This is a genomic window from Dyella sp. 05T440, from assembly GCF_056395965.1.
Window position 1 is genome coordinate 357,594 of the sequence record NZ_JBFTKN010000005.1, and the last position, 21,986, is coordinate 379,579.

The window sequence follows — 21,986 nt, forward strand, 5'->3', positions numbered from 1 at the left end:
GCGCTTTGCCGCCAGCCCGTGTGCCCATGACGCAGCCCTTCACCGTCGCCTTCGATCCCGTCGCTTTCAAGCTGGGGCCGCTTCAGATCCACTGGTATGGCTTGATGTATCTGGGCGGGTTCCTGGGCGCATGGTTGCTCGCCGAATACCGCCGTCGGCGCGGCCGCCTGCCGGTATCGCGCGATGCGCTCGGCGACCTGGCGTTCTACGCGATGATGGGCGTGATCGTCGGCGGCCGTATCTGGTACATGCTGTTTTACGCCGATATCCACTGGATCTGGACCGATCCGCTTGCGCTGTTTCGCGTGTGGGACGGCGGCATGAGCTTCCACGGCGGCCTGCTGGGCGTGCTGACGGCGGGTTGGTGGTGGTCGCGCCGCAACGACATCCATTTCTTCGATACGATCGATTTCGTGGCGCCGATCGTACCGGTGGGCCTGGGGCTGGGCCGCCTCGGCAATTTCATCAACGGCGAGCTGTGGGGCAAGCCCGATACCGTTTCCTGGGCGATGATCTTCCCCAACGCCCGCTCCGCCGACGTGGACTGGGCCGCGACACATCCGCAGTGGCAGGCTGCCCTGGCCCAGTTCAACGGCTTGCCGCGCCATCCCTCGCAGCTCTATGAAATGCTGCTGGAGGGCGTGGTGATGTTCACCGTGCTGTTCCTGGTGTCGATCAAGCCGCGGCCGCGTTATCTCATCTCCGGACTGTTCGCGCTGCTGTATGGCTGTTTCCGCTTTGGCGTGGAATTCGTGCGCGTGCCCGATCCGCAGCTTGGTTACCTCGCGTGGGGCTGGCTGACGATGGGACAGATTCAGTCCTTGCCGCTGATCTTGATCGGTCTGGTGCTGATGGTCATGTCGCGCAACGCGCCGACCATGCGTCCGTACAACGTTTCGCTGCCCACCAAGGAGTAAGCCGTGCGCGCCTATCTCGACCTGCTGCAGCACGTGCTCGATCACGGTACCGAAAAGGCCGATCGCACGGGCACCGGTACGCGCAGCGTGTTCGGCTGGCAGATGCGCTTCGATCTGGCCGAAGGCTTCCCGCTGGTCACCACCAAGAAGCTGCACCTCAAATCGATCATCCACGAGCTGATCTGGTTCCTGCAGGGCGACACCAATATCGCCTACCTCAAGCAGAACGGCGTCAGCATCTGGGACGAATGGGCCGACGCCGATGGCAACCTGGGCCCGGTCTACGGGCAGCAGTGGCGTGCGTGGCCCACCGCCGACGGCGGTGTGGTCGACCAGATCCGCTGGGTGGTGGAGGAGATCAAGCGCAACCCGGATTCCCGCCGCCTGCTGGTGAGCGCGTGGAACGTCGGCGAACTGCCGAAAATGGCGCTGATGCCGTGCCATGCGCTGTTCCAGTTCTACGTGGCGGACGGCAAGCTCAGCTGCCAGCTGTACCAGCGTTCGGGTGACATCTTCCTCGGCGTGCCGTTCAACATCGCCAGCTACGCGCTGCTGACCCATATGATCGCCCAGGTATGCAACCTGGGGGTGGGTGATTTCGTACATACGTTGGGTGACGCCCATCTCTACAACAATCACGTAGAGCAGGCGCGACTGCAGTTGAGCCGCGAGCCGCGGGCGCTGCCCCGGCTGGAGCTCAACCCGGAGGTTCGCTCGATTTTCGATTTCCGCTATGAGGACATCGCGATCGTGGGCTACGAACCGCATGGCGCCATCAAGGCGCCGGTGGCCGTGTAAGCCCGGCACGCTGTCACTTGCCGGGTTCGGCCCCCGGTCCTGCTAAGATCGGCGCCGCGCCACGCCCCTGGACGGCGGCGCGGTGGTCAACACTGTCGATGAATGCAAGGATTTCCATGGCTATTTCGCTGATTGCCGCGCTGGATGAGAACTTCGCTATTGGCCGCAAAGGCCAGTTGCCCTGGCACCTGCCGGACGACTTGCGCTGGTTCAAGGAGCTCACGCTCGGCAAGTACGTGCTGATGGGCTACAACACCGCGGTGGCGATTGGTCGGCCCCTGCCGGACCGCACCAACCTGGTGATGAGCCGCAAGCACGAAGCGCCGTTTCCGGGTCAGGTCACCGTTCGTTCCCTAGCCGAGGGTACGGCTCGCGCCGGAGGCACCGGCCTGATGGTGATCGGCGGCGGCGAGATCTACCGTGAGGCCCTGCCGGCCGCCAAGCGCCTGTACCTCACCTGGGTCAATGGTGCGGTGGATGGCGCGGACACGTTCTTCCCGGGCGTGCATTTCAGCGACTGGACCGAAGTGTCCCGCGTGCACCACAAGAAGGACGGTACCCACGCGTACGACTTCGACATGGTCGAGTACATCCGCAACGACTGAGCCAAGGCGATGCCTGCTCCGACGACGGCCGCCATGCATGTCATGGCTGGCGTCATGCTCGATCCGCAAGGGCGCGTGCTGCTGGCGCAGCGCCCCCCCGGCAAGCACCTGGCCGGTCTATGGGAATTCCCCGGTGGAAAACTGGAGGCTGGCGAAACGCCGGTCGACGGTCTGGTGCGCGAGTTGCGCGAAGAGCTGGGCGTCGAGGCTAGCGTCGAGGCACCACTGATCCGCGTGCCCTGGCGTTACGGCGAACGCTCGCTGTTGCTGGATGCCCGCATCGTGCGTCGATGGCAGGGCGAGCCAGCATCGCTGGATGGCCAGGCGTTGCGCTGGATTGCCCCGGCATCCGTCGATGTGGATCTGCTCACGCCAGCGGACCGGCATATCCTGCGCGCACTCCAACTGCCCACGCGCTACGCGATCACCGCCGATGTCCCATCGTCGGCGTTCAACCAATGGCAGCAACGGATTCGAGGCGCCATGGCGGCAGGCGAGCGCATGGTGCTGCTGCGCTTCCCGCAGTGGTCAACGGCACTGGTACGGGAGCTGGCGGCCAGTCTGTTGATCGAAGCGCGTGCCGTGGACGCCCATCTGCTGTTGAGTGGTGACGTCGAAGGCGCGCTGGCGCTGGGCGCGGGCGCCGGAGTTCAGCTCAAGGCAGCGCAACTCGCGAACTGGCAGGAGCGTCCCTTGCCCACGGGGCAATGGGTGGGCGCGAGTTGTCATCATGCAGCGGATCTGCAGCGGGCGATGAACATCGTCGACTTCGCCACGCTCTCTACGGTAGCCGCGACGGCCACCCATCCCGAGGCGACGCCCATGGGTTGGGCGGCCTTCGAACATTTGATCGACAGCTCGCCCTTGCCTGTCTATGCGCTCGGCGGCATGACGCTGCAGGAGCTCGAAAGGGCAAGACACGCGGGCGGGCAGGGCGTGGCCGGCATCCGCGGATTCTGGTGACCGCGGCTCAAGGTTTCGCTTGAGCGAAAGCCAGGTAGCGTGCATGCAACTCAACCACCGCACGGTCCAGCGCGGATTCGTCACCGCTGTTTTCGATCACGTCATGGGCCAGTGACAGGCGCTGTTCGCGGCGCGCCTGCCGCTCGATCATGCGCCGGGCCAGGGCCTCGTCGATACCATCGCGCCGTGTCAGTCGTTCCAGCTGCACTGACTCGGGCACATCCACCACCAAAACGCGATCCACCCAGCGGTAGTGGTCATGATTCTCGGCGAGCAACGGGATCGCCAGCATGCAATAGGGGCCGCGATCTGCCGCGACGTGTTCATGCAGCCACTGGCGAATGCGCGGATGAGTGATGGCTTCGAGCGCGCGCCGTTCCGCATCGTTGCCGAACACGCGTTGCCGCATGGCGCTGCGATCCAGCTGACCGCTGGCATCGAGTACATCGCCACCGAAGTGCGCGACGACGGCCGCCAGGCCCTCCGATCCCGCAGCAATCACTTCACGCGCCGCGACATCCGCATCGTAGACATGGATGCCCAGCGCTTCGAACCGTCGCGACACCGCACTCTTGCCGGCGGCGATGCCGCCAGTAAGGGCGACCACATAGCTGGCGCGAGGCGCGGTCAATGCATGCCCGTCAGCTGCATGTACTGCTGCAGCAGCCATTCGCCGGCGACGAACCAGGTCCATCCTGCCGCCGCAATAAACGGGCCGAACGGCATGGGAATATCACGCCCATGCTTGTGCAGCGCGATCATGCTGCCGCCCACGATGGCGCCGATGAAGGACGAAAGCAGGATTACTGGCAACAGCGCCGTGGGGCCCATCCAGGCACCAAGCGCGGCGAGCAGCTTGAAGTCACCATAGCCCATGCCTTCCTTGCCGGTCAGCAGCTTGAACAGCCAGTACACGCTCCACAGGCTGAGGTAGCCAATCGCCGCGCCGAGTATCGCGGTGTTCGGCGACACGAACATCGCCACAAGGCTTAGCAGCAGGCCCAGCCAGAGCAGCGGGTAGTTCAACTGATCGGGCAGATACTGCGTGCGGAAATCGATGCCGGCCAGCGCAATGAGCATCCAGGTGAACACCAGTCCTGCCACGGCCGGCCAGCTGGGTCCGAACTTCCAGACAATGACCGCGCTGGCCAGGCCGCTGAGCAGTTCAACCAGCGGGTACTGAATGGAAATGGACGTCTTGCAGTAGCGGCAGCGGCCGCCCAACAGCAGCCATCCAAACAAGGGAATGTTGTCGCGGGCTGAGAGCGGATGCTTGCAGTGAGGGCAATGCGAGGGCTCGCGCACGATGCCGGGAGGCAACGAAGTGCTGTCGGGCTCCATGGCCAGCGTGTCGAAGGCATCGAGTCGCCACTGGGCCATCAGGCGCTCGGGCAGGCGCAGGATCACGACATTGAGGAAGCTGCCGACCAAGAGGCCAAGCACACCGGCTGCAAGAATCCATTCCCAAAGGGGTAGCTCAAACATGCATAAATCCGAAGGATTGGATATGAAAAAGGCCCCTCTCCCGGCGGGAGAGGGGCCTGGATGGCCAGAGCTTACACGGTGGACGCGAGCTTGAAGATGGGCAGGTAGAGCGAGATGACCATGCCACCAACGAGCACGCCGAGGATCACCATGATCAGGGGCTCGAGCAGTGTGGAAAGGGTATCTACCGCGTTGCTCACTTCTTCTTCATAGAACTCGGCCACCTTGAACAGCATGTGATCGAGTGCGCCGGATTCTTCGCCGATGGCCGTCATCTGCACGACCATGTTAGGAAATACTCCGGTTTGGCGCATGGACAGCTGCAGCTGGTGACCAACTGCTACGTCTTCGCGCATCTGCTTGACTGCGTCGCCATAGACCACGCTGCCGGTTGCTCCGGCCACAGCGTCAAGCGCTTCGACCAGCGGTACGCCAGCTCGAAAAGTCACGCCCAGCGTGCGGGAAAAACGGGCGATGGCCGAATTGCGAAGAATATTGCCGATGACGGGAAGTTTGAGCATGAGGCGATCGAGGAAGTGCGCAAACTTGATGGAGCGCTTGTTAGCCATGACCAGTGCGGTGATGCCACCCACAATGACGCCAATCACGACCCACCAATATGCCTTCATGAATTCCGAAGCGTTGATGACAATCTGGGTCGGGGCCGGCAGTTCCGCGCCGGCATCTTTGAAGGTCTGCGCAAACACCGGCACCACGAACAGCAGCATGATCATGCTGACCAGGAGGGCGACTGCCAGCACCATGAGAGGGTAGAACAGCGCTTTCTTGATCTTGGCCTTGATCGCCTCGGTGCGCTCCTTATAGGTCGCGACGGTGTCCAGCACCGTATCCAATACGCCGGAAGCCTCACCCGCGTGAACCAGGTTTCGATAGAGCTCATCGAACTGCACCGGATACTTAGCCAGTGCTTCGTGCAGGGCCGAACCGCCTTCGATGGTCTGCTTCACATCCACCAGCATGTTCTTGAAGCGGATGTTCTTCTGGCCATCGGCGATGATCTCGAAGGACTGCACCATCGGTACGCCCGAGGCCATCATGGTGGCGATCTGGCGGCTGAAGATGGCGACGTCGCGAGGCTTGACCGTGCTGCCGGTGGCCCCGAACAGCGGCTTACCGCGCTCCTTCACGGTCTGCGGGTTCATGCCCTGCCGGCGCAGCTCCGCCTTGACCAGCGAAGCATTCTTGGCCGCCATGTCGCCCTTCATGCGCTTGCCGCGCTTGTCCAGGGCGATCCAGTCGTACGTGGTCAGCTGGCTGATCTCGGCGCGCTGGGCGCCGAGCGACTTGACGTTCTTAGCGGTGGCCGCGGCCATGGCATTTCCCCCTGCTGGTACGGTCGGACCGCCTCAGGATGGCGGCCGTCTTATCGGTGCAGCTTAAGTCATTCCCCTGGACTAATTCGTGGCACCGGACGCAAGTTCGGTGCGACGGACTGCCCAACCCGGCGGCCATATCGGCCAATACCGGGATCAATCCTTGGTGACGCGGTCGATCTCGGCCAGGCTGGTCATGCCCTTCTTGACCTTCAACAACGCCGAGGCACGCAGATCGTTCACTCCGGCATTCTTGGCCGCTTCGGCAATCTGCAGCGTGTTACCGCCGTGGAGGATGATCTTCTGGATCTCTTCCAGCATCGGCATCACCTGGTAAATACCAACACGGCCCTTGTAGCCCTCATTGCAGCTATCGCAGCCGACCGCTTCATAGACGACCAGGCCGGCGTCGATGTCGGCCTGTGTGAAGCCGGCGTCCAGCAACGTCTTGGGCGGCAACTCGATGGGGCGCTTGCATTCGTGCAGACGACGCGCCAGGCGCTGCGCAATGACCAGCGTTACCGACGAGGTGATGTTGTAAGGCGCAATGCCCATGTTCATCATGCGCGAAATGGTCTGCGGCGCGTCGTTGGTATGCAGCGTCGAGAGCACCATATGGCCGGTCTGCGCCGCCTTGATGGCAATTTCCGCCGTTTCCAGGTCGCGGATTTCGCCGACCATGATTACGTCCGGATCTTGTCGCAGGAAGGAACGCAGCGCCGCGGCGAAGGTCATGCCGCGCTTGACGTTCTGCTGGACCTGGTTGATGCCCTCGACGCGAATTTCAACCGGGTCTTCCACGGTCGAGATGTTGCGCTCGGCGGTGTTGAGAATGTTGAGCGCCGTATAGAGCGATACTGTCTTACCTGAGCCGGTGGGGCCGGTTACCAGCACCATGCCATAGGGTTTATGGATGGCATCGACATAGAGTTGCTTTTGCGCTTCCTCGTAGCCCAGAACATCGATGCCCAGCTTGGCGGCAGAACCGTCCAGAATACGCAGCACAATCTTTTCGCCGAACAGCGTGGGCAGCGTGCTGACGCGGAAGTCGACCGAGCGGCTCTTGGACAAATTGAGCTTGATACGTCCGTCCTGCGGCACGCGGCGCTCGGCGATGTCCAGGCCCGACATCACCTTGATGCGGGAGGAAATGCGCGCGGCGAGCTTCATCGGCGGGCTGGCGACAGCGCGCAACATGCCATCCATGCGCAAGCGCACCCGATACTGTGTTTCGAACGGTTCGAAATGGATGTCCGAGGCGCCGCGCTTGATCGCGTCGACCAGGATCTTGTTGACGAACTTGACCACCGGAGCGTCGTCGTTCGAATTGGCGTCGATGCCAGTGGATTCAGCTTCGTCGTCGCCGCCTTCCAGCGTCAATTCATCGAAATCGCCGCCGCCCATCTCGGGCATGGCGTTGCTCATCGCGTTGAGCGCGGTTTCGATGACCCGCAGGAGCTGACTGCGATCCACCAGGATCGGTTCCACCATGCAATTGGAGTGGAACTTGATCTCGTCCAGCGCATGCGATTGCATCGGATCGGCAATACCGACGAACAATCGCTTGCCGCGCTTGAACAGCGGCAGCGCCTTGTGCTTGTTGATCAGCGCTTCGCTGATCAGGTTCAATGGCAAATTGGCGGGAACCAAGGCGCTCACATCCATCATCGGCATGCCGAACTCGTCGGAGGCGATGCGGGTGAGTCGCGCGCTGTCTACGAGGTTGTTGTCCAGCAGCCAGGCGGTGAGCGAGGCCTTTCCCTGGGTCGACTCGGCCACGGCCCGGCGAACATCGGTCTCCGGGAGCACATCTTCCGATACCAGTCTGCGCGCCAGGCCGGTGAGGCCTGCGAGCGACGGTTGCATTAGCGTTGACATAGCGATACGGCCCAGCCCCCTGATAAGAAGGGAATTTACCCCAGTTGGCGGGGTTGGTCATCCCATCGGCTCAGGATTTGAAAGCCTTGGGGTGACCGGGCGCACAGAACCAGCCTGAATCGGGCGCGCCATCCGGACATGCAACAGACGTGCCTCGCCGGTTTTGTCCGTAGACCGGGCCGTGGCATTGGGATAGAAATGCCGCCAGTCCCCATAAAGCGCGACCTGTGACACATCCTGACCCCCTGCGGCCCTTTCTCGTCTTTGGCGCCCCCCAGATCGAAGAGGCTGAGATCGCCGAAGTCGAGGCCTGCCTGCGCTCAGGCTGGTTGGGGACGGGTCCACGGGTTGCACAGTTCGAGCGGGATTTTGCCGCATGGCGCCAGGCCCGGCCCTCCCAGGTGGCGGCAGTGAACTCCTGCACGGCGGCTCTCCACGTCAGCATGGTGGCGGCGGGCCTGGAGCCGGGCAGCGAAGTGATCACCACCCCTTTGACCTTCTGCGCCACGGTCAACGCCATTCTCCATGCGGGGCTCACGCCGGTGCTCGCCGACGTCGATCCTGTCACGCAGAACATCGATCCGGACGCCATCGAGGCGGTCATTACCCCGCGAACCAGAGCCATCCTGCCGGTCCACTTCGCGGGCCGGCCCTGCGCCATGGACCGGATCATGGCCATCGCCGACAAGCACGGTCTGGTGGTGATCGAAGACTGCGCCCATGCCATCGAGAGCGAGTTCCAGGGCAAGCCCGTGGGTAGCTTCGGGGATTTCGGCTGCTTCAGTTTCTACGTCACCAAGAACGTGGTGACGGGGGAGGGCGGCATGATCCTGGGGCGTGACGAGGAACGCATCGCCCGCGCCCGCGTGCTGGCCCTGCACGGCATGAGCAAGGACGCGTGGCATCGCTTCGGCGACCAGGGCTACCGGCACTATCAGGTGGTCGAGTGCGGCTTCAAGTACAACATGATGGACTTGCAGGCGGCCATCGGCATCCACCAGCTGGCCCGGGTCGAAGACAACTGGCGGCGTCGTCGGCAGTTGTGGCAGTACTACGACGAGGCGCTGGCAGACCTGCCGATCGGGCTCCCGGCCGCACCGGCGGATGGAACGCGCCATGGCTACCACCTGTATACAGTGATGATCGATGCCCTGCGCTGCGGCATCGACCGCGACAGTTTTCTTGAGGCCATGAACGCGCTGCGGATCGGCACAGGCGTCCACTATCTGTCGGTGCCCGAGCATCCTTACTACCAGCAACGCTTCGGCTGGCGCCCCGAGCAATGGCCGGAAGCCATGCGCCTGGGGCGCCAGACCGTGAGCCTGCCGCTTTCTCCGGCCATGTCCGATGAGGATGCTGAACGCGTGATCGATGCGGTGCGGTCAGTCATCCGCGCCTGAGACACAGGCAACGCATTGGGAGTGATGTGATGCAGCGCCCGCAAATTCGCGCTGGTCGCCATCTGCTGCTGAACGCAGCGGAGCTCAGGTTATGATGCCGCTTCACTTCCGGGGACACGCTCTTGAGCCGCCTAAGCATCATCCTGCCTGCCAAAAACGAGGGGGCGGCCCTGAAAGGCCTGTTACCTCGCCTGCGACTAGCCCAGCCGGAGGCGGAAATCATCGTGGTGGACGACGGTTCGACTGACGATACGCGCGACATCTGTATCGCGGCAGGGGTGACCTGCCTGTCCTCGCCTTACTCCATGGGCAATGGCGCAGCCATCAAGCGCGGTACGCGCGCGGCCTCCGGTGACATGCTGGTCTTCATGGACGGTGACGGACAGCATGACCCCGCCGATATTGCGCGCTTGCTGGAAAAGCTGGGAGAGGGATACGACATGGTCGTAGGCGCCCGCGACTGGAGCAGCCAGGCCGGCGTGGGACGAGGCGTAGCCAATACCATCTACAACTGGCTGGCCACGCGCATGACCGGCCATACGGTGGCCGACCTGACCTCCGGCTACCGCGCCGTGCGCGCGGACAAGTTCCGCGAATTTATGCACTTGCTGCCGAACGGCTTTTCATACCCCACCACCAGCACCATGGCCTTTTTCCGCAGTGCTTACCCCGTGGCTTATGTCCCGATCAAGGCCGCGCAACGCATTGGCAAGAGTCACATAAAGCCGATCAAGGATGGCATCCGCTTCCTCTTGATCATCTTCAAGATCGCCACTCTGTATTCGCCCTTGAAGTTGTTTGTGCCGGCGAGCGCAGTATTCTTTGTGCTCGGTTGCGCCAACTATTTGCGTACGTTCCTGGCCTATGGTCGCCTAACCAATGGCAGCGCCTTGTTGTGGAGCGCGTCGGTGATCATCTTTCTGATTGGGCTCGTCTCGGAACAGATCACGGCGCTGACCTACCGCCGAGACGCCTGAATATGGCGAAAAAATTGATCTTCGCGATAGGTACGAGGGCGCAGTTGATCAAGGTTGCGCCCGTGATTGTCGCTTGCGAGAAGCAGGAGCTAGAAGTCGTACTTCTGATGACAGGGCAGCACCATGAAACCATGCAGGATCTCCTCGACGAGTTCGGCATCCGGTCGCCGCAGGTGCAGGCCATAAAGGCTGCCGAGCATTCGACTATCTTGGCTCTCATGCGTTGGCTTCCCGCTGCTTATCGGGGCATCAAGCGCAAACTTGGTGAGCTCACGAGTGGCGACACAAACCAGGCGCATGTGCTGGTCCACGGTGATACTCTTTCCACGCTTATTGCGGCTTACGCAGCAAGGCGATGTGGTGCCAGTGTCGTTCACCTCGAAAGTGGACTTAGTTCCGGAACGTTGCTTGACCCATTTCCCGAGGAATTGGTGCGACGTCTTGTGTTTCGTTTGACGGATATCGCCATGTGCCCTAATGCCCAGGCGGCTGAGTTCATGCGCCGCCGCGGGCATCGCGAAGTATTGGATACCAGAGGGAACTCCATCGTCGATGCGGTCCGCCTGACAGGAGCATTGGCTGCAGCTCCGGACGATAAAGATGCTTACCTCCTGGTATCGCTTCATCGCTTTCAGAATCTCTACGAAGCCAGGCGACTGCGCCAGTTGGTCGAACTGGTGGAGAATCTCACGCGGACGCAACCGGTGAAATTTGTTCTGCATCCCGCGACGCGAGGCCGGCTGGCTTCTGAGGGGTATATGGACAGGTTGTCGGCCTTGGGTGGCATCGAGATGCTTCCGCGCATGGGGTATCGCGACTTTATCCGGCTGGCCGCGGGTGCAGCCTGCGTGTTGACCGACGGCGGGTCCAATCAGGAGGAACTCGCTGCGCTCGGCATTCCCACGATCATCATGCGTGCACGCACGGAGCGGCCGGACGGTCTCGGCGCAAATGCGTTGATGGAGCGGGACGTTCCTGGAGGAGTCCTTCGTTACATTTTGGATGGTGGCGCGAAGACTTTACGCCGACCGGCGATGGTCTTTGGCGAGAACGGCCCGTCGTATCGGGTGGCGCAGTATTTTTCCGGATATGCGCAGGGTGACGAGCAGGCTTCAGCGTGAGGGATTTTGGCTTCGGCCCTTTTGCCATCGATCTCGAGTTATCGCTTTTTAACTCACCGACGGAGCGCTTGAGCGTTCCCGGCATCATTTTTCCCACACTTGTAAGCTGTTCGACACCATGCTCACCGTAGCTTCCGATCACGTCACGCAAGTCGGCGACGCCGACAAGCTACCTGCGCTGCCGTTGGTGAGCGTCTTGATGATTACCTACAACCACGCCGAATACCTGGCGCAGGCCATTGAAGGTGTGGTCAGTCAGCAATGCGATTTTCCTTTCGAACTGATTATCGGCGAGGACGCATCGAAGGACGGAACGCGCGAGATCGCACTGGAGTATCAGCGCCGATATCCGCATCTGGTCCGCGTGATCTACTCGGCCTCCAACGTCGGGATGAACGCCAACGGCCAACGCACCCTTGACGCGGCGAGAGGTGAATTCGTCGCGTTTTGCGAAGGCGACGATTATTGGTGCGCCACGGACAAGCTCGCGCGCCAGGTGGCCCAGATTGCCAGTGACCCTGAAATTGGTGTCGTGCATACCGATTGGGTGCGTGCCAGAAAGCGGGCCGATGGTTGGCAAGTGGGATGGCGTCGTCCCGTCCACCGCTGGCTTCCCATTTCGCTGCTCGAAGGCGAGTTGTTTAGCAGGTTCTATTGTCCGAAGATCCTGCGGACATGCACCATCCTGCTTCGCCGGAGCGCCGTCCTGGCCTGCTCCAACTCTGGATTGAAGCGTCGCGAGTATCGCTTCGGCGACACGGTTCTGGCGGCCTATGTCACCTCGCGCTGGAAAGTGGCGTACGTCCCCGAAGTAACTGCCGTATACCGCGAGAGCCCGTTCTCCGTCTTGCGTTCCGGCAAGAAAGCAAGGCTAGCCTTTCTGCGTTCGTGCCTCGAGTTCGATTCTGACGCGCGTGCATTTTTCAGTGCGCGCCAAGACTATCCCATGGCCTATCGTTGGGAAGTGTCCGTTGGTCTTCTGCTATGGGCTATCAGCGCGCGTGATGGCGCCACCGCTCGCTTCGCCTTGCGTGACCTGAGTGCGCACTATGGCGCGTGGACATTCCTGAAAGGAGGCTGGCAGGCTGTTTCGTTGCGCCGGGTGGCATGGGGTCATCGTCACCATGTCGCCCATCGTCCCTCGGCAAAAAAGATGCGCGGCTAATTGAGCATGAGCATGCTGCGAACCTTTGAAGGGCTGGCGGGCCGCTTGGGGATCGGCCGATTGGGGCGCAATGCCATCCTGTCTACGGCCGGGCTGGGCGTACGCGCAGTAATCCAAGCCGGTTACCTGCTGGTTCTTTCACACTGGATGGGAGCCAAGGGCTACGGGCTTTTCGCCGGCTCGGTATCCGCAGCGGTGCTCGCCGCGCCTTTGTCCGGTTGGGGGAGTATCGTCGTGCTGACCAGGCGAGTGGCGCATGACCGGCATCAATCGCGGGCGGCCTGGGCGACGGCGGTGTTGCAGGTTCTTGGCTCCGGCACCGTGCTTGTGTTTTTGCTGATGTTGGGCTCCGGCTATTTGCTGACCGATCGCGTTGACCTCATGTCGATGCTGTTGCTCGGCGTCGCGGAACTGGTGGCGTTGCCCTTGGCTCAGGCAGCGACCAGCCTCTTTCTAGTGTTGGACAGAGGCGTGGCTGCGGCTTCGTCTATGTGTCTGGTGCCTGTGTTTCGCCTACTGTTCGTGCTTGCAGGCTTGCTGCTTGGCATGGAGGCTGCACCATCACATGTCGTCTGGTTGCATTTCGTAGGTTCGCTCGTGGGAGCGTCTATCGCCTATGGAATGGCTTTGTATATTGATGGGCGACCGTCTTGGCGAAGTCGCTCGCCGCTTCGCGACACTGCGCGCGACGGAAGTCGCTATGCGGTTGGCGCACTGCTGAGCACCAGCTACATGGAGGTGGATAAGATCCTGCTGTTGCAGGTGTTCGGTGCCACCGTCGCGGGTACTTACACCGCCGCTTTCCGGGTGATGAGCGTGTTCGCGCTGCCAGTGTCTGCACTCATTGGCGCAGCGCTACCGCGTTTGTTTGCGCAACACCGCACCGCAGCCGGTGCGAGGACGCTACGAGTAGTGACGTTGACCGGGCTTGGATACGCCTTGCTAGCTACAGTCGCCGCCATGGCCGTGTCCCCGTGGATGCCACTTGTCTTCGGTGCGGGCTTCCAGGCCTCGTCGCATTATCTGCTGCTATTGGCACCGTGGACGGTGCTGTATGCGCTGCATCAGGCCGGCGCCACCGGGTTGACCGCTTTCAATCACCAGAATTCACGCGTCGTCGTCGAGGGCGCGGGATTGGTCCTAGTGGTTGTGCTGAATCTTGCGTTGTATCCCCGCGTTGGTGCCGCCGGTGCGGCGTGGTCGCTGCTTGCCGCAGAAGTGTTCATGGCGGGATGCTGTTGGTGGATACTGTCTAGGGAAAGCCTGCGGGTTGTCTGAGGGTGGCCAATAGAGACAGCCTTAGCCAACGAATTCGAGTAGCAGTACGCCCCACGATAGCCCCACTCCAAAACCGATCGCCATGATCTTGTCGCCTGGCGACAGATTTCCCATCTGTTCCTCCAGCAGGAGAGGGATGGAGGCCGATACCGTGTTGCCCAGATTCAGGCAATTCTGTGGGACCTGGTTTGTGTGCAGGCGCAGCTTCTGTACCAGCCTGCCAATCACGAAACTGTTTGCCTGGTGAAACGCAAACATGCGTATCTCTTCTCGCTCCAGGCCGGTGTCGGACAAAGCCTGCTCGATGGCCTGAGGTACGGCTTGGAGCGCGAATCCAAGAATGCCCGGACCATCCATGTGGATGCCTCGTTCGTAGGCGGCATCGAAGCGCACAGCCGAGTTGCGGGCGATAAACTGATCGTGCCCTTGGCCGTCGGAATAGCAGCGGGAGTAAACCACGCGTAGCCCACGAGGCTCCGTGGAAAAAACGCTTGATGCCGCAGCGTCGCCAAAGAGCACCCGCGTGGTCAGATCATCTGGTCGGATCAGCCGCGAATAGCAGTCCGCATTGATCAACACTGCGCGCTGCGACATGCCCGCTGCGACCAGGGCATACAACATTTGCGTACCGTAAATGAAGCCGGCGCAGCCCTGGTTGATATCCATCGTATAGCACTGTTTACGGAGCGCAAGTTGCCCATGTACCGCTGAAGATACGCCTGGCATGAGCACGTCCGGCGTCTGCGTGCAGACCACGAGCGTATCGATACCCGCAGTCGCGATTTGACCGTCGCGAAGCACAGCGCGCGCGGCCCGAACGGCCAGATCGGTGGTGTACTCGTCTTCGGAAACGATCGGGCGCTGCCGGATGCCGATCTTGTTCGTTAGTCTTTCGCAGTCTGCTTGCGATTGACCTAGCGTTTCGGCCGTATTTTGCTCGATCCTCGATCCCAGCGCAGAACGGATCAGATTGAGGTAGACGTCAGTCATGGGGCTCGCCGTAAGCGATTACCTTGGCAGGAGAGCCGAATACCGTCGTATAAGGCGCGACGTCCTTGATGACGACCGAGCCGGCACCAACAATGGCGCCCTTTCCGATTCGCACTCGAGGGAGCACCACTGCATGGGGATGGATCGTACAGAAGTCTTCGAGGATGGCGTTGCCGCCAACGAAGGCAAGTGAGCTGACTGTCACCCCTTCGCCGACAACGACGTCGTGACCCAGCACTGCCATGGTCTGAATCAGGACATCCGCACCGAATGACATGTCGTTGGAAATGCTTGGCGTACCCACGACGAGGCAGTTGGTCAAGCCATCGAGCGGCGTGGCCGCATGGACCATTGGACTGACGACATTGGTGAATCGTGCTCCCCGTCCAGCAAGCATCTTACGCACCCGGCTACGTGCCGTGCCGTCGCCGAAGCAAGTGATATAACATACCTCGGCATCAGGAGTATGGTCCTTGATCGGTCCCAGAATGTGCGGGCCTGTCTTTTCGTCATCGATATGGCCGAGTATCTCAAAGGCAAGTTTCCAGTTTCGAATCGCCGCAGCGATCTCCCTGCCGAAACCGCCTGCGCCCACTATGATGATCTTTTCCTTACTGTGCACTGCAACCACCATCGATGATCAGATTGGTTCCAGTGATGAAGGACGCATTCTCAGAAAGCAGGTAGCGGATAGCCGATGTAACTTCAGCCGGGGTTGCGTATCGATTGCCGAGTGGATATCTCGCCTTGTCGGCTTTCTGCGATTCTTCGGAAGCGTAGCCAAGTTCTTGAGTCATGGCTGTTTCTACCATCCCCGGCGAAACGCAGTTGACACGAATCGAATAGCGGGCGAGTTCTAGTGCCAGCGTCTTTGCGCAAGCTACCAGAGCGGCCTTGCTCGATGCATAGGAGACAGCACCTATCAGCCCTGTGACCGGGCCAAGAATGGACGAGAGAAATACGACGGAGGCGCCGCGGTTGAATTTTCGCTGTCTGGCCAACTCGTTGACCAGAGCCAGCGGTGAGGTGAGGTTCGTGCGCATGAGCTGGTCATGCTTATCGACCGAGAAATAGCGCATCAGGTTGGTTTCGTAGATGCCGGCAGAGCAGACCACGCCGTCGACAGATGGAATGCCGGCAAACGCCGCCGGATACGCGGCAAGCTCCGTCAGATCGAGCGCTATTGCCGTGACGCGAGGGGACATCGCGTGCAATTGCGCCAGTTTTTCTTGATTGCGTCCGATGGCAATGACATGCGCGCCCGATTCAATAAGTTCACGGCACAGTGTTCCACCAATGCCGGAAGTGGCGCCGGTGACAAGGATAGTCTTTCCGTCAAACATCGCTCATACGCCGTGCATAAGTGGACTGAAAGTCGATCAGCCTTGCTTCTAGGCCGTGGTCCGCAAGCAAGCTGTATCCTGCCTGTGATGACTTCAGGCCCATCTGGCAACTTTCCAAAATCACCTTGTCTTCGGATAGCGTTTGGGTGGTGAAGTCGATGGCGGCATCACGTATGGCTTTTCTTACGCCCTCGCTTTGTGCAAGCAGCAAGGGCTGCTCAAATAGGCACCATTCAAGTCGAGTCTGCTCATGGCTGGTCGGAATGAAATGGGCGACGTAGCCGATGTGATCGTTGCTGTTGGCCACAAAAGCGTTTGGAAACACGTAAGCGTGCCCATATTGCATACGCGTGCCGGGGATGAGCTTCTGAAGGCGAGTAGTGTTGGCGTTGCTGCTCGCGGGATACAGGGTGGCGTAGCTTATGTGCTCACCAGAGGACCATTGATACCTGGAACTGGATGTCATGCCCGCCGGCACGAACGTCTGAGGATGCACGGTGCTGAGGTGATAGCTCTCAAGCACGTTTTCCACCACCAGTTTCCAGTTGCAGGCGTGGTCGAGTTGCGCGCGATGAAACGGCGACGCATACCCTATGTTCAATTCCCGAAACGCTGTTGCGGCATCTTCAGTCTGCAGGCCCTTGCGTCCGATAAATACCAGACCGTTCTCGATGCTCACGTCCCATTGCTGCAGCCTGGTCCGATCGAGGGAGCCGAGATTGGCCTTCGGCGCATGCGTCAGCGTGCCATCGGGGCCGTAAGCCCAGGCATGATAAGGGCAACGAAATGCACGCACGCCACTGCCCGGCGGGTCGATCAGCGCATTGCGGTGAATGCAAACATTACTGAATGCGCGGATGCCACCGGTGGTGCGTCGGATGGTGATCGGCTCCTGTCCTAATTGAACCGTCTTATAGGCGTCTATTTCGGCGAATTCGGATTCGGTGCCGACGTACAGGCGCTGCCCGAAAAGTCGGGTGATTTCTTCCGAGAAGATGTCTGGCGCATGATAGGCACGCGGATCAATAGACATCGTCAGTCTCGATCAAGGGCATGACCGCATTCGCCGGTATTGATGCGACGCAAGTACCCCATGAAAGTCCTACCCCAAAACCGCAGAGGACCACATTCCGCGGTTGCAAGAAGTGCTCAGAGTTTGCGCAAAGCGTCACAGGTATGGATGCTGAACTCGTGTTGCCGTGCGAGGCAAGGCTGGAAAGCGATTGGCTGGATCCGAAGCCGGCTTTCTTGGTGATCGTGTCATTGATCATCTTGTTGGCTTGGTGCAGCACAAGAAAATCCATTTCCGCGGGCTGCTTCTGGTGCGCCTTTAGAGTGCGCTGGATGCTTGGCGGGACCTTGGCGATAGCGAAGCTGAAAATGTCGGCACCGCGCAAGACAAGGTTATCGGGCCTGCGCAAGATGCCATCGCTGCCCGCCTCCTGCTTGACAGGCGCATCGCCTATAGGCAGACGAGATGCCAGCGTCCCGCCAGGAATGATGATGGCATCCTTTCCCTCGCCATCAGACATGAGGTCATAGAACGCGGCTGGTGCCGACTCATCAAGTTCCAGGGCGGTGGCGGAGCCAGCATCGCCGAATAGCGGCCATGCTGATTTGTCGTGAACGGCGCATACGCGGCTGGAAATGTCGCCGATCAAAAGCAGGGATCGAGGAATGGACAGGCTTCGCATCAATGACGAGATGATTGCCAGCCCATATGGATACGCCGAGCAGCCGAGATTGACGTCGAACGCAAGACAATGCTGCGGTAGCCCGAGTTTGCTCTGCAATACGATGGATGTGGCGGGAACAGGCTGATCGGGACACTGCGTTATCAAAACCAAGGCGCCAATGCTGCCTTTGTCCCAGCCCAGTTCGCTCATGACCCTCTCGGCCGCGGCTGCGCACAGGTCGGAGGCGAACTGTCCGTCGCGGACGATGCGTCGTTCGCTGATGCCGGTGGCCTTCTGGAACCGTAGGCGTTCTTCAGGTGATAGGAACTCGTAGTCCTGCGTCCGCGCGATCCGGGTAGGCACGGCTGCGGCGATGGCTCGGATTGCTACACCCGAAATAGGTTTCATGCTTTCGCCGTTTTCGCTTCTATGATGCGCCAAAGATCACCGACCGTGCGGCTGTTCTCGATGTCCTTGCCGCTTAGCGCGACGTTGAAGTCGGTATCGGCCATGGAAATGACGGCCAAGGTGTTCAGCGAATCCCAAACTTCCAGCTGTTTGAATTCGGTTGAGTCGCTGAGGGAATCCTCAGGTACCTCAATGGCGTAGGCGAACTTTTCAATGAAATTGCTGATGCTCACGAAGCTGACCCCATGGATGAAATGCACACCCGGATTATATCGGCAATAGTGCTGATGGCGTCGTCTGGCAACGTGGTGCCACTTGGAAGAATGATTATGGATTCGGCGACCTGTTCAGTCTTCGACAACATGAGGTTCGCGTGGGGGAACAGGTCCCGGTAGGGGAGCATTTTGTGTACGCCTGGCCAGAAATACTTGCGGGCCAATATATTCTCGGCGTGCAAGGCGGCCACGATATCGTCGCGGCGGGCGGGGCAGTTGGCCGCTATCTCGACGACCACATAGTGATAGCTATTCTGTTCGGCGGGATCGTAAGGCAAAAGCGATACGCCGGAGATGTCCGCGAGCGCCTGTCGGTAGGCTTCATAGTTTCTGCGATTGGTTGCTACCACTGACTCATGGGAGTCCAGATTGACCAAGCCCATGGCGGCGCACACTTCCACCATCTTGCCGTTTGTTCCGGGATGAATGACGTTGTCGTAACCGGAGAAGCCGAAATTGCGCATCAGCCTCATGGCGCCGGCCAATTCGTCGTCATTGGTGACTACGGCGCCACCTTCAAAGGTATTGAAGGCCTTGGTGGCATGGAAGCTGAGCACCTCGCATGCGCCAAAGCGGCCAATCGTTTCGCCTTGATAAGTACAGCCGAAAGCATGCGCGGCATCGAACATCAGCGTCAAAGCATGCTCATCGGCGATCTCTTGCAACTCCCTCACGGGGGCGGCGCGGCCCCATAGGTGCACACCGATGATGCCGGTAGTGCGTGACGTGATCATTCGACGCACAGCGCTGGGGTCGAGGTTATGCGTTGTGGGGTCGATGTCCGCGAATACGGGAGTGATGCCCTGCCAATAGAGTGCGTGAGCCGTGGCGACGAAAGTCCAGGAGGGTACGATCACTTCGCCGCCGAGCTTCAATGCGCGGATGGCGATTTCGAGTGCAATGGTACCGTTGCACATGGCGACGCAGTGTTTGACGCCCAGGCGCTGCGCCACCTGATGCTCAAAGTCCTGCACCATGGGGCCGTTGTTGGTTAGCCACTGATTGTCCAGTACCCGGTTCAGTAGCTGTATGAAGGCGGCGCGGTCGCCGATGTTCGGGCGGCCGACATGTAAAGCCTCCGCAAAGGCGGGCGCGGCGCCGTGGAGTGCGAGATCTGCCTTGCTACGAATGGTCTTCATGATGGTATGAGAAAGATTGACGTTGACTCGTCCTAAGTGGCAGGGATGAAGCTCGGGAGCAGCACATAAAGTCTGGGCGCCCAGGAGGCAGGTTTGTTACCTGGAAGCGCTGGGCGCAGGTTGCTGCACGTTCGACCTTTCTTTCGCCTCTAGACGCGTGGTTAGGGTCGCGATGCCCTCGTCCATGTGCCCAGCCAGATTGAAGGACTGAAGGTCGCGCAGGGCTTGGCGCGCTTCATTGGTGTGTCCCATATCGGTCAGCATGCGCACCAGGGTGACGTGATAGGCGGGCTCTCGCGGATTCGTTGCCACGGCCTCCTGCAGCATTCTCACGGCCAAGGCATGGTCGCCAAGTTCTTCCCAGGCGTACATCCCGTACATGTTGAGCAGCCTTGCGCTTGGGTTCGGGTGAGCAAGTGCGGCAAGAAAGGCATCCAACATGCGCTGCTTGGGCAGATCGCATTCTCCCGTGGTCTGACATGAACTCAACTGCTCGAGCGAGCTTTCATCCTGCACTGTGGATTTTCGTGCCTTCAGCTTGCCAATCATGCTGTCCCACCAGCGATCTTCCAGCGGTACATGCATGCGTGAATTCATGAAAATCAACGCCTGCTGAGGAAGGATGGATGATTCAGGCAACGCCGCTGCCTTTTCCAAGGCGTCGTAAGCAAGATTTCTGTACGGGGAAGCGGGATCGTAGTTCGAATAGATGATGTAAGTACGGCCAAGCTCATACATGGCGCGAGGAGAGTCGGGTGCACGCGATGCGAAATCACTTGCAAGTCGGAGGCTATCTCCCCAGGCGTACGCCGTCGAGCAGGTAAGCACTATCCAACAAAGCACCAAGCCGCCGAAGAGAATATGGCGAGGCATGGCAAGCGGGAGGCCTCTTGCCCTAGGGCCAGCATTGTCAGAGGCAAGCGCGCCTTGAGCTGAAGGGGCGATCAACAATGGAACGATCGCCAACATGACTCCGAGGCTGGCGAAATAGTTTCGATGTTCGTAAACCAGCTCCAGCGGAAGAATTGTGCCGGTCAGCAAATGGCAGCCAAGGAACCACAGAATGCCCAGAGCAACGAGCGGAAAGCCCTTGCGTATGCGTACCGCCAGCGCGGTGAGTACCAGTATCGCAAGTACGCTGGCAAGCGTGGTCCAGGGAGTTAGCAAGCTAGTCGAGATGGGGTATTGGTCGTGATAGAACGATAAGCTTTGCGGTGTGGAAAATATGGTCCATGTCATATATGACATGACGACGCGGGGCTCGGTCAAAAGGCGTGTACTGAGGGTGAAGTCACGCGTCGCCCAGTTGGCCGGGTCTAGAACGCCGGGAAGCATCCATGCGATGCCGACCACTGCAGGCAGCAGTAACGTCAGGGTGAATAGGGCCGTTATACGCCAGTCGAAACGACGATTTGTTCCCAGGCTTCCACGCTCCCGGATCGATCCGCTTGCAGGCGCAAAGAACACCCACTCTGTGCAGAGTGCGTAGAGTGGTAGCATCACCGCCGTTTCTTTCGCCAGTACGCCAACCAGCGTTGGCACGATGATGCTCAGGCTGCAGAACAAGAAGGCGCCTCGCGACGCGCCATTGGGCGCGCTCGGGTTCACCATTGATTTTCGAGCCGAGACATAGCCAATCAGGCCCGCCAAAACAAATAGGTTTGCCAGACTCTCTTCGCGCTGGACGACGTAAAGGACAGCTGTAAGATTTATCGGCAAGATCATCCATGCGCCGGCAACGCATGCCGCCGTGATGTTTGCTCTTCGACGGAATCCGGGGTCGACAAGTGTTCCGGTCAACAGCACAAGTAGACGGGCAAGAGTGAAGACCAAAACGCCATTCATCAGGTGAATGGCCAGGTTTGTGACCTTCCAGCCCCAGGGATTCAAGCCGCTGACGACAAAGTTGGCCACAAAGCTGAGCGACGCCAGTGGCCGCTTGAGGTCGCTGGCCGGTGCCGACAACGTGGCATGTACGAGTGTTTGGAGGTTGATGCTGGCCGGTTGTACGCCGCGGTTGTTGACGATGTTGGGATAGTCGTCGAACAACCAGCCGCCCGAAAGACCTGGCCAATAGATGACGATGGTTAGCAGTAAGGCCGGGGTCAGAAAGGCATACCCACGCTGGCTGAAGCGGTTGAAAAGTGACATTGCCTGGCTAACCACCTGAGCGTCGGTTCGAGAATACGGGACGTTACTTCTCAATCGAGTATGAATGACGGGCGGCGCCCATG

21 protein-coding genes are annotated in these 21,986 nt (G+C 60.2%); 9 read left to right on the forward strand and 12 right to left on the reverse strand.

From position 1 onward, the window contains the following. The first annotated feature begins 26 nt into the window (after positions 1 to 26). The 4 genes from lgt (at position 27) to AC1DE1_RS08505 (ending at position 3,283) form a co-directional block, all read left to right on the forward strand. Entirely contained in the window at positions 27 to 917 is an 891-nt protein-coding gene (gene lgt / locus AC1DE1_RS08490; RefSeq protein ID WP_441602542.1) for a prolipoprotein diacylglyceryl transferase, read from the forward strand. Positions 918 to 920: 3 nt separating this feature from the next. Next, complete coding sequence (locus AC1DE1_RS08495) at positions 921 to 1,715, forward strand: thymidylate synthase (protein WP_441602543.1); 795 nt, start codon at positions 921 to 923, stop codon at positions 1,713 to 1,715. A 116-nt stretch (positions 1,716 to 1,831) separates the two neighbouring features. After that, entirely contained in the window at positions 1,832 to 2,320 is a 489-nt protein-coding gene (locus tag AC1DE1_RS08500; protein ID WP_441602544.1) for a dihydrofolate reductase, read from the forward strand. Positions 2,321 to 2,329: 9 nt separating this feature from the next. Further along, positions 2,330 to 3,283, forward strand: a complete 954-nt coding sequence (locus AC1DE1_RS08505; protein ID WP_477175368.1) for a Nudix family hydrolase — start codon at positions 2,330 to 2,332, stop codon at positions 3,281 to 3,283. Positions 3,284 to 3,290: 7 nt separating this feature from the next. Here the strand turns inward: AC1DE1_RS08505 and coaE are convergent, their stop codons facing one another. The 4 genes from coaE to pilB form a co-directional block, all read right to left on the reverse strand. Then, positions 3,291 to 3,914: a dephospho-CoA kinase gene (gene coaE, locus AC1DE1_RS08510; RefSeq protein WP_477175369.1), complete on the reverse strand. Its 624-nt coding sequence runs from the start codon at positions 3,912 to 3,914 to the stop codon at positions 3,291 to 3,293. Further along, positions 3,911 to 4,768, reverse strand: coding sequence for a prepilin peptidase (locus AC1DE1_RS08515; protein WP_477175370.1), 858 nt, complete (start codon positions 4,766 to 4,768; stop codon positions 3,911 to 3,913). Before AC1DE1_RS08515 ends, coaE begins: the two co-directional genes overlap by 4 nt. A 71-nt stretch (positions 4,769 to 4,839) precedes the next feature. Next, positions 4,840 to 6,102 carry a type II secretion system F family protein gene (locus AC1DE1_RS08520; protein WP_477175371.1) on the reverse strand — a complete coding sequence of 421 codons (1,263 nt, stop codon included), beginning with the start codon at positions 6,100 to 6,102 and terminating at the stop codon, positions 4,840 to 4,842. A gap of 156 nt (positions 6,103 to 6,258) precedes the next feature. Next, entirely contained in the window at positions 6,259 to 7,980 is a 1,722-nt protein-coding gene (pilB, locus tag AC1DE1_RS08525; protein ID WP_477175372.1) for a type IV-A pilus assembly ATPase PilB, read from the reverse strand. 227 nt (positions 7,981 to 8,207) lie between these two features. Here pilB and AC1DE1_RS08530 point away from each other — a divergent pair, with 227 nt between their 5' ends. The 5 genes from AC1DE1_RS08530 to AC1DE1_RS08550 all read left to right on the forward strand — a co-directional run bounded on the left by AC1DE1_RS08530 (position 8,208) and on the right by AC1DE1_RS08550 (position 13,921). Then, on the forward strand, positions 8,208 to 9,380 hold the full coding sequence (locus AC1DE1_RS08530) for a DegT/DnrJ/EryC1/StrS family aminotransferase (protein ID WP_477175373.1): 1,173 nt from the start codon (positions 8,208 to 8,210) through the stop codon (positions 9,378 to 9,380). Positions 9,381 to 9,502: 122 nt separating this feature from the next. Next, a complete protein-coding gene (locus AC1DE1_RS08535; protein ID WP_477179056.1) occupies positions 9,503 to 10,357 on the forward strand; it encodes a glycosyltransferase family 2 protein in 855 nt (284 codons plus the stop codon). 2 nt (positions 10,358 to 10,359) lie between these two features. Continuing rightward, positions 10,360 to 11,478 (forward strand): UDP-N-acetylglucosamine 2-epimerase, encoded by a 1,119-nt coding sequence (locus tag AC1DE1_RS08540; protein ID WP_477175375.1) that lies wholly within the window; start codon positions 10,360 to 10,362, stop codon positions 11,476 to 11,478. A 118-nt stretch (positions 11,479 to 11,596) separates the two neighbouring features. Beyond that, positions 11,597 to 12,643 carry a glycosyltransferase family 2 protein gene (locus AC1DE1_RS08545; RefSeq protein WP_477175376.1) on the forward strand — a complete coding sequence of 349 codons (1,047 nt, stop codon included), beginning with the start codon at positions 11,597 to 11,599 and terminating at the stop codon, positions 12,641 to 12,643. A 6-nt stretch (positions 12,644 to 12,649) separates the two neighbouring features. Continuing rightward, positions 12,650 to 13,921, forward strand: a complete 1,272-nt coding sequence (locus AC1DE1_RS08550; RefSeq protein WP_477175377.1) for a lipopolysaccharide biosynthesis protein — start codon at positions 12,650 to 12,652, stop codon at positions 13,919 to 13,921. Between the two features lie 21 nt (positions 13,922 to 13,942). Here AC1DE1_RS08550 and AC1DE1_RS08555 read toward each other — a convergent pair whose 3' ends face one another. The 8 genes from AC1DE1_RS08555 to AC1DE1_RS08590 all read right to left on the reverse strand — a co-directional run bounded on the left by AC1DE1_RS08555 (position 13,943) and on the right by AC1DE1_RS08590 (position 21,903). Beyond that, positions 13,943 to 14,911, reverse strand: a complete 969-nt coding sequence (locus AC1DE1_RS08555; RefSeq protein WP_477175378.1) for a 3-oxoacyl-ACP synthase III family protein — start codon at positions 14,909 to 14,911, stop codon at positions 13,943 to 13,945. Further along, positions 14,904 to 15,545 (reverse strand): PglD-related sugar-binding protein, encoded by a 642-nt coding sequence (locus tag AC1DE1_RS08560; RefSeq protein WP_477175379.1) that lies wholly within the window; start codon positions 15,543 to 15,545, stop codon positions 14,904 to 14,906. The genes AC1DE1_RS08555 and AC1DE1_RS08560 overlap by 8 nt, the downstream gene beginning before the upstream one ends. After that, a complete protein-coding gene (locus tag AC1DE1_RS08565; RefSeq protein WP_477175380.1) occupies positions 15,523 to 16,254 on the reverse strand; it encodes an SDR family NAD(P)-dependent oxidoreductase in 732 nt (243 codons plus the stop codon). The genes AC1DE1_RS08560 and AC1DE1_RS08565 overlap by 23 nt, the downstream gene beginning before the upstream one ends. Beyond that, the gene (locus AC1DE1_RS08570; RefSeq protein WP_477175381.1) at positions 16,247 to 17,287 is read right to left on the reverse strand and encodes an aromatic ring-hydroxylating oxygenase subunit alpha; all 1,041 of its coding nucleotides are present in this window, start codon (positions 17,285 to 17,287) and stop codon (positions 16,247 to 16,249) included. The genes AC1DE1_RS08565 and AC1DE1_RS08570 overlap by 8 nt, the downstream gene beginning before the upstream one ends. Further along, complete coding sequence (locus tag AC1DE1_RS08575) at positions 17,277 to 18,338, reverse strand: ketoacyl-ACP synthase III (RefSeq protein WP_477175382.1); 1,062 nt, start codon at positions 18,336 to 18,338, stop codon at positions 17,277 to 17,279. Before AC1DE1_RS08575 ends, AC1DE1_RS08570 begins: the two co-directional genes overlap by 11 nt. Beyond that, positions 18,335 to 18,571 carry a phosphopantetheine-binding protein gene (locus AC1DE1_RS08580; RefSeq protein WP_477175383.1) on the reverse strand — a complete coding sequence of 79 codons (237 nt, stop codon included), beginning with the start codon at positions 18,569 to 18,571 and terminating at the stop codon, positions 18,335 to 18,337. The genes AC1DE1_RS08575 and AC1DE1_RS08580 overlap by 4 nt, the downstream gene beginning before the upstream one ends. Beyond that, positions 18,568 to 19,752 (reverse strand): aminotransferase class I/II-fold pyridoxal phosphate-dependent enzyme, encoded by a 1,185-nt coding sequence (locus AC1DE1_RS08585; protein ID WP_477175384.1) that lies wholly within the window; start codon positions 19,750 to 19,752, stop codon positions 18,568 to 18,570. The genes AC1DE1_RS08580 and AC1DE1_RS08585 overlap by 4 nt, the downstream gene beginning before the upstream one ends. A 96-nt stretch (positions 19,753 to 19,848) precedes the next feature. Next, a complete protein-coding gene (locus tag AC1DE1_RS08590; RefSeq protein WP_477175385.1) occupies positions 19,849 to 21,903 on the reverse strand; it encodes a tetratricopeptide repeat protein in 2,055 nt (684 codons plus the stop codon). Between the last annotated feature and the right edge of the window lie 83 nt (positions 21,904 to 21,986).